General features: G+C 53.7%; 10 protein-coding genes. 4 read left to right on the top strand and 6 right to left on the bottom strand.

Features of this window, described 5'->3' with window-relative positions; translation table 11 throughout:
* From carA to folA, 4 genes are all read left to right on the top strand, one after another.
* Nucleotides 1-969 (top strand): glutamine-hydrolyzing carbamoyl-phosphate synthase small subunit (gene carA, locus ABDW13_RS22330; protein WP_343554709.1); only part of this gene is annotated, 969 nt, incomplete at its 5' end.
* A gap of 13 nt (nucleotides 970-982) precedes the next feature.
* The gene (gene carB / locus ABDW13_RS22325; RefSeq protein WP_343554708.1) at nucleotides 983-4,207 is read left to right on the top strand and encodes a carbamoyl-phosphate synthase large subunit; all 3,225 of its coding nucleotides are present in this window, start codon (nucleotides 983-985) and stop codon (nucleotides 4,205-4,207) included.
* A gap of 240 nt (nucleotides 4,208-4,447) precedes the next feature.
* Nucleotides 4,448-5,593: an autotransporter domain-containing protein gene (locus ABDW13_RS22320; protein ID WP_343554707.1), complete on the top strand. Its 1,146-nt coding sequence runs from the start codon at nucleotides 4,448-4,450 to the stop codon at nucleotides 5,591-5,593.
* A gap of 285 nt (nucleotides 5,594-5,878) precedes the next feature.
* Nucleotides 5,879-6,358: a type 3 dihydrofolate reductase gene (gene folA, locus ABDW13_RS22315; protein ID WP_343554706.1), complete on the top strand. Its 480-nt coding sequence runs from the start codon at nucleotides 5,879-5,881 to the stop codon at nucleotides 6,356-6,358.
* Nucleotides 6,359-6,407: 49 nt separating this feature from the next.
* Here folA and apaH read toward each other — a convergent pair whose 3' ends face one another.
* From apaH to lptD, 6 genes are read right to left on the bottom strand one after another with little or no spacing between them, the layout of a single operon-like run.
* The gene (gene apaH / locus ABDW13_RS22310; RefSeq protein WP_343554705.1) at nucleotides 6,408-7,277 is read right to left on the bottom strand and encodes a bis(5'-nucleosyl)-tetraphosphatase (symmetrical) ApaH; all 870 of its coding nucleotides are present in this window, start codon (nucleotides 7,275-7,277) and stop codon (nucleotides 6,408-6,410) included.
* Nucleotides 7,278-7,326: 49 nt separating this feature from the next.
* Nucleotides 7,327-7,704, bottom strand: coding sequence for a Co2+/Mg2+ efflux protein ApaG (apaG, locus tag ABDW13_RS22305; protein WP_343554704.1), 378 nt, complete (start codon nucleotides 7,702-7,704; stop codon nucleotides 7,327-7,329).
* A gap of 4 nt (nucleotides 7,705-7,708) precedes the next feature.
* Nucleotides 7,709-8,533, bottom strand: a complete 825-nt coding sequence (rsmA, locus tag ABDW13_RS22300; RefSeq protein WP_343554703.1) for a 16S rRNA (adenine(1518)-N(6)/adenine(1519)-N(6))-dimethyltransferase RsmA — start codon at nucleotides 8,531-8,533, stop codon at nucleotides 7,709-7,711.
* Nucleotides 8,526-9,518 (bottom strand): 4-hydroxythreonine-4-phosphate dehydrogenase PdxA, encoded by a 993-nt coding sequence (gene pdxA / locus ABDW13_RS22295; RefSeq protein WP_343554702.1) that lies wholly within the window; start codon nucleotides 9,516-9,518, stop codon nucleotides 8,526-8,528. The genes rsmA and pdxA overlap by 8 nt, the downstream gene beginning before the upstream one ends.
* Nucleotides 9,508-10,803: a peptidylprolyl isomerase SurA gene (gene surA / locus ABDW13_RS22290; protein WP_343554701.1), complete on the bottom strand. Its 1,296-nt coding sequence runs from the start codon at nucleotides 10,801-10,803 to the stop codon at nucleotides 9,508-9,510. The genes pdxA and surA overlap by 11 nt, the downstream gene beginning before the upstream one ends.
* 54 nt (nucleotides 10,804-10,857) lie before the next feature.
* A complete protein-coding gene (gene lptD / locus ABDW13_RS22285; RefSeq protein ID WP_343554700.1) occupies nucleotides 10,858-13,272 on the bottom strand; it encodes an LPS assembly protein LptD in 2,415 nt (804 codons plus the stop codon).
* Nucleotides 13,273-13,358 lie beyond the last annotated feature (86 nt).

Raw genomic sequence — 13,358 nt, 5'->3', positions numbered from 1 at the left:
GGCAATGTTGGCGTTAACGCCGCCGATGAAGAATCCAGCCAAATCCATGCTCAAGGCCTCGTTATTCGCGATCTGCCGCTGATTACCAGCAACTTCCGCAGTGAAGAAAGTCTGTCAGCTTACTTGCAACGCAATAACATCGTTGGCATCGCCGATATCGACACGCGCAAACTAACCCGTTTGCTGCGCGAGAAAGGCGCACAGAGCGGCTGCATTATTGCGGGCGATAATCCGGATGCTGCGCTGGCGCTGCAAAAAGCGCAGGCGTTCCCGGGCTTGAAAGGGATGGACCTGGCGAAAGAAGTGACCACTGCAGAAACTTACGTGTGGCAGCAGGGTAGCTGGACACTGGAAGGCGATTTGCCGGAGCAGAAAAACGCGGAAGAGCTGCCGTTCCATGTGGTGGCGTACGATTACGGCGCGAAACGCAACATCCTGCGTATGCTGGTGGATCGCGGCTGCCGCCTGACCGTCGTACCGGCGAAAACGCCAGCCGAAGAGGTTCTGGCGCTCAATCCAGACGGCATTTTCTTGTCGAACGGTCCTGGTGACCCGGAGCCGTGTGATTACGCCATCAACGCGATTCAGGCTTTCCTGAAAACCGACATCCCAGTATTCGGCATCTGCCTCGGTCATCAGCTGTTAGCGCTGGCGAGCGGTGCCAAAACCGTCAAGATGAAACTTGGTCATCACGGCGGTAACCATCCGGTGAAAGATCTCGACAACAATACGGTGATGATCACTGCACAAAACCACGGTTTTGCGGTAGATGACAGCCAGTTGCCGGCCAACCTGCGCGTGACGCATGTGTCGCTGTTCGACCAAACCGTGCAGGGCATTCACCGCACTGACAAACCGGCCTTTAGCTTCCAGGGACACCCGGAAGCGAGCCCAGGCCCGCACGATGCGGCGCCGCTGTTCGATCACTTTATCGAACTGATCGAAGCTTACCGTTCTAACGCGAAGTAATCAGGAGCCCACGATGCCAAAACGTACAGACATAAAATCCATCCTGATTCTTGGTGCTGGCCCGATCGTCATCGGCCAGGCATGTGAATTTGACTACTCAGGCGCGCAGGCGTGTAAAGCGCTGCGTGAAGAGGGTTACCGCGTCATTCTGGTGAACTCCAACCCGGCAACCATCATGACCGACCCAGAAATGGCCGATGCCACCTACATCGAGCCGATTCACTGGGAAGTGGTGCGCAAAATTATTGAAAAAGAGCGCCCGGATGCGGTGCTGCCAACCATGGGCGGCCAGACTGCGCTGAACTGTGCGCTGGAGCTGGAGCGTCAAGGCGTGCTGGCCGAGTTCGGCGTCACCATGATTGGTGCCACCGCTGATGCCATTGATAAAGCGGAAGATCGTCGCCGTTTCGACGTGGCGATGAAAAGCATTGGCCTCGGCACTGCACGTTCCGGTATCGCGCATACCATGGAAGAAGCGCTGGCGGTGGCTGAAGATGTCGGCTTCCCGTGCATCATTCGTCCTTCCTTTACCATGGGCGGCACCGGTGGCGGTATCGCTTATAACCGCGAAGAGTTTGAAGAGATTTGCGAGCGCGGTCTGGACTTGTCGCCAACCAATGAGCTGCTGATTGATGAGTCGCTGATTGGCTGGAAAGAGTACGAGATGGAAGTGGTGCGTGATAAAAACGACAACTGCATCATCGTCTGCTCAATCGAAAACTTCGATGCGATGGGTATCCATACTGGTGACTCCATCACCGTGGCTCCGGCACAAACGCTGACCGACAAAGAATACCAAATCATGCGTAACGCCTCGCTGGCGGTACTGCGTGAAATCGGCGTAGAAACCGGCGGTTCTAACGTGCAGTTCTCGGTGAACCCGAAAGATGGCCGCATGATCGTCATCGAAATGAACCCGCGCGTATCGCGTTCCTCAGCGCTGGCATCGAAAGCCACCGGCTTCCCGATTGCTAAAGTGGCGGCGAAACTGGCGGTGGGCTTCACCCTTGATGAGCTGATGAACGACATCACTGGCGGCTTAACGCCTGCATCGTTCGAACCATCAATCGACTACGTTGTGACCAAGATTCCTCGCTTCAACTTCGAGAAATTCGCCGGTGCAAATGATCGTCTGACCACGCAGATGAAATCGGTGGGTGAAGTGATGGCAATTGGCCGTACTTTCCAGGAATCGATGCAAAAAGCACTGCGCGGCCTGGAAGTGGGCGCCAGCGGCTTTGACCCGAAAGTCAGCCTTGATGATGCCGAAGCACTGACGCGCATCCGCCGCGAGCTGAAAGATGCGGGTTCAGACCGTATTTGGTACATCGCGGATGCCTTCCGTGCTGGCATGTCGGTGGATGGCGTGTTCAACCTCACCAACATTGACCGCTGGTTCCTGGTGCAGATTGAAGAACTGGTGCGTCTGGAAGAGCAGGTTGAGCGCGAAGGTGTTAACTCACTGAATGCCGACTTCCTGCGCGCGTTGAAGCGTAAAGGCTTTGCCGATGTGCGTCTGGCTGCGTTGGCTGGCGTTTCGGAGAGCGAAATTCGCAAACTGCGTCAGCAATTCAACCTGCATCCGGTGTACAAGCGCGTTGATACCTGTGCGGCTGAGTTCGCTACCGATACCGCCTACATGTACTCAACGTACGAAGAAGAGTGCGAAGCCAATCCAAACCAGGATCGTGAAAAAATCATGATTTTGGGCGGTGGTCCAAACCGTATCGGCCAAGGCATCGAATTCGATTACTGCTGCGTGCATGCGGCGCTGGCGCTGCGTGAAGACGGTTACGAGACCATTATGGTTAACTGTAACCCGGAAACCGTATCGACCGATTACGATACCTCGGATCGCCTGTACTTCGAGCCAGTTACGCTGGAAGACGTGCTGGAAATCGTGCGCATCGAGCAACCGAAAGGCGTTATCGTGCAATACGGCGGCCAGACGCCACTGAAACTGGCGCGTGCGCTGGAAGCCGCTGGCGTTCCGGTGATTGGCACCAGCCCGGATTCCATTGACCGCGCAGAAGACCGTGAACGTTTCCAACAAGCGGTTGATCGCCTGAACCTGAAGCAACCGGCTAACGCCACGGTTGCTACGCTGGAGCAAGCGGTGGAAAAAGCGGCTGGCATCGGTTATCCGCTGGTGGTGCGTCCTTCTTACGTGTTGGGCGGCCGTGCGATGGAGATCGTTTACGACGAAATCGACCTGAAGCGCTACTTCCAGACCGCTGTTTCGGTATCAAACGATGCGCCGGTACTGCTGGATCGCTTCCTTGACGATGCGGTTGAAGTTGATGTCGATGCGATTTGCGACGGCGAGCGCGTGCTGATTGGTGGCATCATGGAGCACATCGAACAAGCAGGCGTGCACTCGGGTGACTCGGCCTGTTCGCTGCCGGCTTACACGCTGAGTACTGAAATCCAGAACGTGATGCGTCAGCAGGTAGAAAAACTGGCCTTCGAGCTGAACGTACGTGGCTTGATGAACGTGCAGTTCGCGGTGAAGGACAACGAGGTTTACCTGATTGAGGTTAACCCACGTGCCGCGCGTACTGTGCCATTCGTCTCGAAAGCGACCGGCGTAGCGCTGGCGAAAGTGGCTGCGCGCGTGATGGCGGGCAAAACTCTGGCTGAGCAAGGCGTCACCAAAGAAGTGATTCCACCGTACTACTCGGTGAAAGAAGTGGTGCTGCCGTTCAACAAGTTCCCAGGCGTTGACCCCATCCTCGGCCCAGAGATGCGTTCTACTGGCGAAGTGATGGGCGTAGGTCGTACCTTCGCGGAAGCCTTCGCTAAAGCGATGCTGGGTGCGCAGAGCAACATGAAGAAAACCGGTCGTGCGCTGCTGTCAGTGCGTGAAGGCGATAAGAAACGTATCGTCGACCTGGCGGCTAAGTTGCAGAAGTTTGGTTTCGAGTTGGATGCCACGCACGGTACCGCTGTGGTGCTGGGCGAAGCGGGTATCAACCCACGTTTGGTGAACAAGGTGCATGAAGGTCGTCCGCACATTCAGGATCGCTTGAAGAACGGTGAATATACTTACATCGTTAACACCACCGCGGGACGTCAGGCGATTGAGGATTCCAAACTGATTCGCCGCAGTGCGCTGCAATATAAAGTGCATTATGACACCACGCTGAACGGTGGTTTTGCTACCGCGATGTCGCTGAATGCTGACCCAACTGAACAAGTGATTTCCGTGCAGGAAATGCACGCACAAATCAAAGGTTAATCAACACCTTGACAAAAAAGTACGGCTCCTGCGGGAGCCGTTTTTGTTTTGTCATTCTCCTGCAATATTGAAACGCTTGTCGGTAAAACTTCGTAAAATTTGACATAAATTTTATCAGTTGATGCTGAACTCGAAACACTCCCGATTATCCGCACAAATTTATAAATACGATCCCGGTAAGCGCACCGTAGTATTTCGCACGCTCATTAATAGGGCGCTCACCTTAATCGGGAATATAAAATGAAAATGCGTGCTTTCACTCTCACGGCTGTTGCTGCGTTACTCGCCGCAGCGCCACTCGCTAGCCAGGCGGAAATTACTCTGCTCAAGCAGGATCCGCAGGCGGGCGATCCGCTCAGCCGTCTCGACTTCAAAGTGGGCGGCAGTATTCGTCCACAGTTCCTGCATCAAAATGGCGTGAACGATAAATCGTATAAGCGTAATGGCTACGATGGCGGTTCACGTTTCCGTTTCTCTGCTGATTACTACCTGTTTGATGACATCAGCTGGGTAAGCTACTACGAGTTGGGTGTTAACTTCCCGGCTTGGTGGGGATGGGATGAACACTATGCCGATGGCGCTAACAACACCACGCGTCGCCAGCTGTATACCGGTCTGAAAAGCAAAACCTGGGGTCAGTTAACCTTCGGTCAGCAGAACAGCATTTACTACGATGTAGTAGGCGCGAAGACCGATATCTGGGATTACGACATGCTGGCGCAGGCGCCAGGTAACGGTATCAACGGTGATTACGACGGTTCATACCGTTCACGTAAGATGCTGAAATACAAAAACACCTTTGGCGATGTTGATGTTTATGCATCTTACTTGTTCTCTGACGACGACCTTCTGCAGAAAGGCAACAACCTGCGCTACAAGCGTAAAGGTGGCGGTTCGTTGGGTGTGGATTATCACATCAGCAAAAACCTGACGTGGGGCACTGCGTGGAACTATACGCACGCAACGATGCGTAACACCGCGACCGACGACAGCAAAGATTACAACCAGAACATCTACGGTACCGCGCTGAGCTATACGCCAGGCAACTGGACGTTGTCAGCGGGTGGCGGTTACTACCAGAACTTCCTGACCACCAAGAAATCAGTGGCTAGCAACTACTTCGCTGATGATGCGTGGGGCGTGGAATACTTTGCTGGCTACAAATTCCCAATTGGTCAGTACGCGGTTAAATCTATCCAGCCTTACTTCATGGGCGACCGTCTGGAATACCTGAATGGCCGTAACTACCAACGTATCGATAACGGCGTCGGTATCAGCGCGCAGCTCGACTACGGCTTCCGTGTTGATTACGAATACGTGATTACCTCAAGCACCGATAAATCACTGGGCAATGTGAATCTGGTGCGTCTGCGCTACGATTTCTAACTTGTCTCTACGGCTCCTGCGGGAGCCGTTTTTCTTTGTGGCACAGAGTGCGCTTTTCTTTACACTGCTGTACCGTCATTCCGCCTTTTCATACTGAGTTGTGCCGTCTTAACCGGCGTTTCTGGCTCCTCTCCCCGCTTAAGTCCTGAAACCCGGTGTAAAACTCTGTCCAATAACCAAAGTGCGGTGGCATTGGAGCTTTACGCAAATAGCGGGTGCCTCCTATCGACGAAAGTTTCGCCTTTACGTATGATGGCGCCAATTTTTTCCAGTAGGTCTTTTAACATGATTAGTCTGATCGCGGCACTGGCAGCGGATCGCATTATTGGTATGGAAAACGCCATGCCATGGAACCTGCCGGCAGATTTGGCATGGTTCAAACGTAATACTTTGAATAAGCCTGTAATTATGGGTCGTTTGACCTTTGAATCGATTGGCCGTCCCCTTCCGGGCCGCCTGAATATTGTGGTGAGCAGCAAGCCAGGCAACCACGAAGGTGTCACTTGGGTAACTTCACTGGAAGAGGCGATCAAAGCCGCTGGTGATGTTGAAGAGATGATGGTGATTGGCGGTGGCCGCGTGTATGAGCAGATGCTGGCGCGCGCCGATCGTCTGTATCTGACGCACATCGACGCGGAAGTTGAAGGGGACACGCAGTTCCCGGATTACGAGCCGGATGAATGGCAATCTACTTTCAGCGAATTCCATGATGCTGATGAGCACAACTCACATAGCTACTGCTTCGAGATTCTGGATCGTCGCTAGTCTTTATGGTTACCAACAAAAAGCCCGCTAAAATAGCGGGCTTTTTTATTTAAGGCGTATCAGCCAACGGTGGATGCGCGCTCACCGCACTTTCCGCCATCGCCTGTTCACGATTCGATGCCTGCACGTAATACTGTTTGGTTTCCCAGTGCAGCAGCGTGAGTGTCCCGCCCCAGCAGCAGCCGGTATCCAATCCAATCACGTGTGCTGGTGTGCCTTTGCCTTCCAGCGAGGCCCAATGACCAAAAATCTGCGTGTAGTCGCTGCTGATTTTTCCTGGCACCATAAACCACGGCTTCAACGGCGGTGGCGCTGAATTCGGTGTGTCTTTGCAGATCATATCCAACTGACCATTGGGGAAGCAGAAGCGCATGCGCGTCAGTGCATTGGTGCTAAAACGCAGACGCGCTAAACCGCTCAGTTCTGGCGTCCAATTGTTTGGCATGTCGCCGTACATGGCATCGAGAAACAGCGGATAACTGTCGCTGGAGAGCACGGATTCTACTTCACGCGCGCACATCTGCGCGGTCTCGAGATCCCATTGCGGCGTGATGCCCGCGTGTGCCATTAACAGCTTTTTCTCGTCATCCACTTGCAGCAACGGCTGACGGCGTAACCAGTTAATCAACTCATCGGCGTCATCGGCTTCCAGCAGCGAGGTGAGGCGATCTTTCGGCTTATTACGGCTGATACCCGCGTAGACCGCCAGCAAATGCAGATCGTGATTGCCCAGCACCAAGCGCACGCAATCACCCAGCGATTTCACATAGCGCAGCACATCGAGCGAGCCGGGGCCGCGCGCCACCAAATCACCGGTGAGCCACAATGTGTCGTGCTGCGGATCGAACTCAACTTGCGCCAACAGCGCACGAAGCTCGTCATAACAGCCATGAATATCGCCAATCAGGTATGTACTCATTGTCAGTCCGATCAAAACACGCCGCCCGGACGAGCCGGGCGGGGGAGGATTAATGTATGTGGGTTTGCACCGCGAGGCGGAACACTGGGATCTCAACGTGGAACTCTTCGCCCTCGTCATCGATCATCACATAGTGGCCTTGCATGGTGCCCATCGGCGTTTCAAGGATCGCGCCGCTGGTGTACTGATACTCGCCGCCGGCGGCGATGTGAGGCTGTTCGCCCACCACACCTTCACCTTGCACTTCAGTCTCACGACCGTTGCCGTTGGTGATTAGCCAATAGCGGCTGCGCAACTGCACATTGTTGCGCCCCAGGTTACGAATGGTGATGGTGTAGGCAAACACGTAGCGATCCTCGTCAGGCAAGGATTGCGACTCCACATACTGGCTGTGCACGTGGATACAGACGCGGGCCAAATCACTCATGCACTCAGTTCTCCGGAGTTTCCGCCTGATGATTGCTCAACCAGTTTGCCAGTTGGCAATATTGCGCCACAGAGACGTTCTCTGCACGCAGCGAGGCATCGATGTCTAATTGATCCAGCGCACCAGCTGCAAACATGTGAGCAAGGCTGTTACGCAGCGTTTTGCGACGTTTACCAAAGGCTTCAGTGGTAATGCGGCTCAGCAGGCGAATATCGCTGACCGGATGCTGTGGCTGCATATACGGCACTAAACGCACCACCGCAGATTCCACTTTTGGCGCTGGAGTGAAAGATTCTGGCGGCACTTCCAGCACAGGAATTACCTGGCAGTAATACTGCGCCATCACGCTCAAACGACCATAAGCTTTGCTGCCTGGCCCGGCGACTAAACGATTGACCACTTCTTTTTGCAGCATGAAGTGCATATCTTTAATCGAACCAGTATAGCTGAAAAGGTGGAACATCAGCGGGGTGGAGATGTTGTAAGGCAGGTTGCCGAACACGCGCAACGGCTGGCCTTTCTCTTGCGCTAATGCGGCGAAATCAAAGGTCATCGCATCCTGCTGGAAAATCGTCAGCTTAGGGCCGAGGAACGGATGCGTTTGCAGGCGCGCGGCAAGGTCGCGGTCCAGCTCGACAACAGTCAGCTCATCCAGACGCTCGCCTACCGGCTCGGTTAATGCACCAAGGCCGGGGCCGATTTCCACGATGGCTTCACCTTTTTGCGGGTGAATGGCGGAGACAATGCTGTCGATAATGTACTGATCGTTCAGGAAGTTCTGCCCGAAACGTTTACGGGCATAGTGCCCCTGATGGACGCGATTATTCATTACTGCTCTTGATCATAGTGATGGCGAGATTAAGCGCCGTGATAAAGCTGCCCGGATCTGCCTGGCCCAGACCGGCTAATTCAAGCGCGGTACCGTGGTCGACAGAAGTCCGGATAAAGGGCAGGCCAAGCGTGATATTCACTGCGCGACCAAACCCCTGGAATTTTAGCACCGGTAAACCCTGGTCGTGATACATCGCCAAAACTGCATCCGCATGCTGCAGATATTTCGGCTGGAATAACGTATCGGCCGGTAAAGGCCCGGTTAACTGCATACCTTGTTGGCGCAATTCATTGAGCGCCGGAATGATGGTATCGATCTCTTCACGGCCCATATGGCCGCTTTCGCCAGCGTGCGGATTCAGGCCGCAGACGAAGATGTGTGGGTTTGGCAAACCAAACTTCTGCTGCAAATCGCGATGCAGAATAGTGATCACTTCGTGCAGCGTGTCACGGGTAATCGCAGCAGAAACATCTTTCAATGGCAGATGGGTGGTGGCTAATGCCACACGCAACTCTTCCGTTGCCAGCATCATCACCACTAAATCGCCACCGGCACGATCGGCAAAGAATTCAGTATGGCCGGTAAACGGAATGCCTGCATCGTTGATCACGCCTTTATGCACCGGCCCGGTAATCAGCGCGGCGAACTCGCCGTTCAGGCAACCGTCACAGGCGCGTGCCAACGTTTCCAGCACGTAATGGCTGTTTGCTACGTTAAGCTCACCCGGTGTGACCGCTTGGGCAGTATCAACTTGCAGCAGCGTTAAGCTGCCTGCCTGCTGCGGTTGGGCGGCAACGCCGGGTTGATAGTCGCGCAGCGTCAGCGGCAAACCCAATAAAGCAGCGCGACGGCGCAAAAGCTCGCCGTCGCCGCAGACCACCAATTCAACCGGCCAGTTTTGCTGTGCCAGTTGAAGGGTGAGATCGGGACCAATCCCGGCGGGTTCGCCGGGAGTGATCACAACTCGATAATTACTGACCATTGTCATCCAGAATTTTCACGTAAGCGCTGGCGCGTTGTTCCTGCATCCAGGTTTGTGCTTCTTCCGCAAATTTACGGTTGAACAGCAGACGATACGCACGCTCTTTCTGCGCTGCGTCGGTCTTATCAACCTGGCGCGTATCCAGCAACTGAATCAAGTGCCAGCCAAACGAGGAGTGTACCGGTTGGCTCACCTGGCCTTTCTGCAATTTCAGCAACGCATCGCGGAACGCAGGATCATAGATTTCTGGTGATGCCCAACCCAGATCGCCACCCTGATTGGCTGAACCCGGATCGTCCGAGAACTGCTTGGCCGCAGCGGCAAAAGTGGTTTTGCCAGACTGAATATCGGCTGCGATCTGCTCGATCTTGGCTTGCGCTTGCGCATCAGTCAGGATCGGTGACGGTTTCAACAGAATGTGTCGCGCATGCACTTCGGTCACGGAGATGTTTTTGCTCTCACCGCGCAGATCGTTCACTTTTAGAATGTGGAAGCCCACGCCTGAACGGATTGGACCGACGATATCACCTTTCTTCGCGATGCTCAGCGCCTGCGAGAACAGGGTTGGCAGCTCTTCAATTTTGCCCCAGCCCATGTTGCCGCCTTTCAGTGCTTGCGGATCGGCCGAGTAGGTCACTGCCAGCTTGCCGAAATCGGCACCGCCTTTCAGTTGCCCCACTAACTGGCGAGCCAGCGCTTCCTGATCGTCAACCTGTTGCTGCGTTGGGTTTTCTGACAATGGCAGCAGAATCTGGCTGATGTTCAGCTCAGTTCCCTGGCTATTTTGTGCACCCACTTGCGCGGCCAGCGTATCAACTTCCTGCGGCAGGATAGTGATACGGCGGCGTACTTCGTTGTTACGCACTTCAGAGATCAGCATTTCACGACGAATCTGCGCGCGGTAAACGTTGTAGTTCATACCGTCATACGCCAAGCGGCTACGCAGCTGATCAAGGCTCATGCGGTTCTGGGCTGCGATGTTTTGGATCGCCTGATCCAACTGCTGATCGTTAACCTGAACGCCCGCTTTTTCCGCCATCTGCAAAATGATGTTATCCATGACCTGACGCTCAAGGATCTGATGACGCAATGTTTTATCATCTGGAAGTTGCTGCTTAGCTTGCTGCGCCTGTGATTTCACGGTGCGCATCATGTCATCAACGTCACTTTCCAGTACCACGCCGTTATTCACGACGGCGGCAACTTTATCAACCACTTGTGGGGCTGCGAACGCAGTGTTAGCGGTAATCGCTACACCAAGAATCAGCATTCTCCAGTTCTTCATACTTTATCCATTGTTGTTTCCGCACTGCGGGATAGCCTGTCAAACATCACAACATCAGAAAGCGCGCTGGTAAGGGATGATGCCCTGACGCAGCATTTCATTGGTGCCTAAGCCATAGTTGGAACTCAGACCACGTAGCTCAATGTTGAATGAGATTTGGTTGTCATACTTACTGTCGTTGTTTTCCCAACCGTTGATCTTGCGTTCGTAACCCAGACGAATGGCATAGCAGCACGAGCTATATTGCAGGCCAACCAATTGTTCTGCTGGTCTGCTGTTGCGGGTATCGTAGTAATACCCGCCCACCAGTGACCATGCATCGGCAATTGGCCAACTGCCGGTGGCACCAACCTGTGAAATCCCGTTTTTATAGATCGGGTTCGTAATTAGGCTTGAGTTGTTCAGCGCCTGCGCCACATATTCCGGGCTGCTGTAGCGATAGCTCAATTGCACCATACGATCGGCATCCTGACGATACTCAACTATCGCATTGCCTTGCGCGACGTTATCAAGGCGGGTGTCGTATTGCAGGCCGCCACGAGCGCCCCAACGGTCGCTGATTTTCCAGTAAGTGTCGCCGGCCCACACCAGGCTGCCGGTGTCATCTTCTTTGTTCGTCTGGTTTACGCCGGTACGAGACGGGGTAAACGAGTAGATTTGACCTACAGAAACGTTAAAACGTTCAACCAAATCGTTATCATAAATACGCGTGGTCACACCGGTAGAAACTTCGTTGGACGAAGCGATGCGATCCAGACCGCTATAAGTGCGATCGCGGAATAAACCGGTGTAATCGGTTTGCAGCAGTGTTGAGTCGTACGGATAGATATTGCTTTGATTACGATACGGTACGTAAAGGTACTGAACGCGTGGTTCCAGCGTCTGGGTGTAACCCGGTTGCCAATCCATATCGCGGTCAAACACCAAACGACCATCGACTTTAAACTGAGGCAAAGTGCGGTTGACTGAATCATCCAGACGGCCGCTTGCTCCGCCAACGTTGGCGATTTCGCCATTGTTGTAATGATCGACATTTTCTTGCTGGTAATGAGTCGCAAGGAATTTGGCTTCAGTATCCAGACTTGCCCAACCGTTCGACAACGGCAGATCCAGCGTTGGCTCAATGTGCAAACGCGTCGCTTCAGGCATGCGGCTGTTCACGTTGGTGAATTTCACTGCCTGCGCATAGACACGTCCATCAAACGGGCCGATGTCATTTTGATAGAAATTCAAATCGAGCTGCGGTTGTGCGCGATAAACATTGGAATTGCTGGTATTGCCGAATACCTGGAAGTCTTTGGACGACAGCGTCGCATCCCAATTGGTATCCGCGTAACCGAAGCTGAATTTCTGTGTCGCGTAGCCATCAGTCGAGTTGTAGTACTTCGAATCGAGATCGTTGAAGTAATAAGGGTCGCTGACTTTGGTGTAATTCGCGTTGAAGCGCCAGTGTTGCTCGTAAACGCCGGCGTGCTGCCAATAGAACAACCAACGATCGGAGCTATCGTTTTGCGCGATACCGCGCACCGCTTTATCGTTGTCGTACTGTTTATCTGATTGCAGATAATCCAATTCCATCAAGCCCGCGCCAAACACCGTCAGATAACGGAATTCATTCTGCAATTGCAGGCCGCGTTTTTCCATATAGTGTGGCGTGATAGTGGCATCAGCTTGCGGCGCGATGTTCCAGTAGTACGGCAGCATGAACTCTAAGCCGTTGTTACTACCGTACTTCGCGTTGGGGATCAGGAAGCCGGAACGGCGACGATCGCCGAGTGGCAGCTGCAAATACGGGCTGTAAAACACCGGCACATTGCCGAGCTTGAAGCGCGCGTTCCAGATTTCCGCCACTTCTTCCTGGCGATCCTGAATCACTTCGGAACCTACTACGCTCCAGCTGTTAGAACCCGGCAAGCAAGAGGTAAAGCTGCCGTTTTCCATAATGGTATAGCGATTATTGCCGCGCAGTTTCATCTGATCGGCGACGCCACGCCCTTGGCGGCCTACCATCTGATAATCACCATTCCACACGTTAGTGTCTTTGGTGTTCAGATTTGACCACGCTTTCGGACCTTTGAGGATGACCTGATTGTCGTCATAGTGCACATTACCCAGCGCATCGACGGTACGAACCGGTGTAGTTTGACCATCCTGTGGACGCTGATGCAGCTGCATTTCGTCGGCGCGCAGGCGGCTGTTGCCTTGCTGCACATCGACTTTGCCCGTGAACACCGCATCATCCGGATAATTGCCTTTGGCGGAATCAGAATTGATGGTGACAGGCAGCGAATTGGTATCGCCATTAACCAGCGGGCGGTTGTAGCTTGGCACGCCCAACATGCACTGCGACATCAGATCGTCGGCAAGCGATGACTGGCTATAAAGCGCTGCACCAATCATGGTAGCCAGCAAGGTAGGTATATGTTTCTTCATACGCGGTTTCGATAATTCCATGAAAACTGGCATCATGCCGACAATCCGGTCAGAGACTAACTTACTGCCCGGCGTTGCGCCAGTGTTAATCCTTGTCTGTCCGCGTTGCCGTTAGGCGCTGA

Origin of the sequence: Pantoea sp. (assembly GCF_039594315.1) — a bacterium.
In the GTDB taxonomy this organism is placed as follows: Bacteria; Pseudomonadota; Gammaproteobacteria; order Enterobacterales; family Enterobacteriaceae; genus Pantoea.
The sequence above is the reverse complement of the archived record's forward strand: the minus strand, read 5'-3'. Positions and strand labels throughout refer to the sequence as shown.

Bases quoted from the DNA above. Each gene is read 5' to 3' on its own strand.
- ABDW13_RS22320 (WP_343554707.1), top strand. From the start codon at position 4,448: ATGAAAATGCGTGCTTTCACTCTCACGGCTGTTGCTGCGTTACTCGCC.
- carB (WP_343554708.1), top strand. From the start codon at position 983: ATGCCAAAACGTACAGACATAAAATCCATCCTGATTCTTGGTGCTGGC.
- folA (WP_343554706.1), top strand. From the start codon at position 5,879: ATGATTAGTCTGATCGCGGCACTGGCAGCGGATCGCATTATTGGTATG.
- apaG (WP_343554704.1), bottom strand. From the start codon at position 7,704: ATGAGTGATTTGGCCCGCGTCTGTATCCACGTGCACAGCCAGTATGTG.
- lptD (WP_343554700.1), bottom strand. From the start codon at position 13,272: ATGATGCCAGTTTTCATGGAATTATCGAAACCGCGTATGAAGAAACAT.
- rsmA (WP_343554703.1), bottom strand. From the start codon at position 8,533: ATGAATAATCGCGTCCATCAGGGGCACTATGCCCGTAAACGTTTCGGG.
- pdxA (WP_343554702.1), bottom strand. From the start codon at position 9,518: ATGGTCAGTAATTATCGAGTTGTGATCACTCCCGGCGAACCCGCCGGG.
- apaH (WP_343554705.1), bottom strand. From the start codon at position 7,277: ATGAGTACATACCTGATTGGCGATATTCATGGCTGTTATGACGAGCTT.
- surA (WP_343554701.1), bottom strand. From the start codon at position 10,803: ATGAAGAACTGGAGAATGCTGATTCTTGGTGTAGCGATTACCGCTAAC.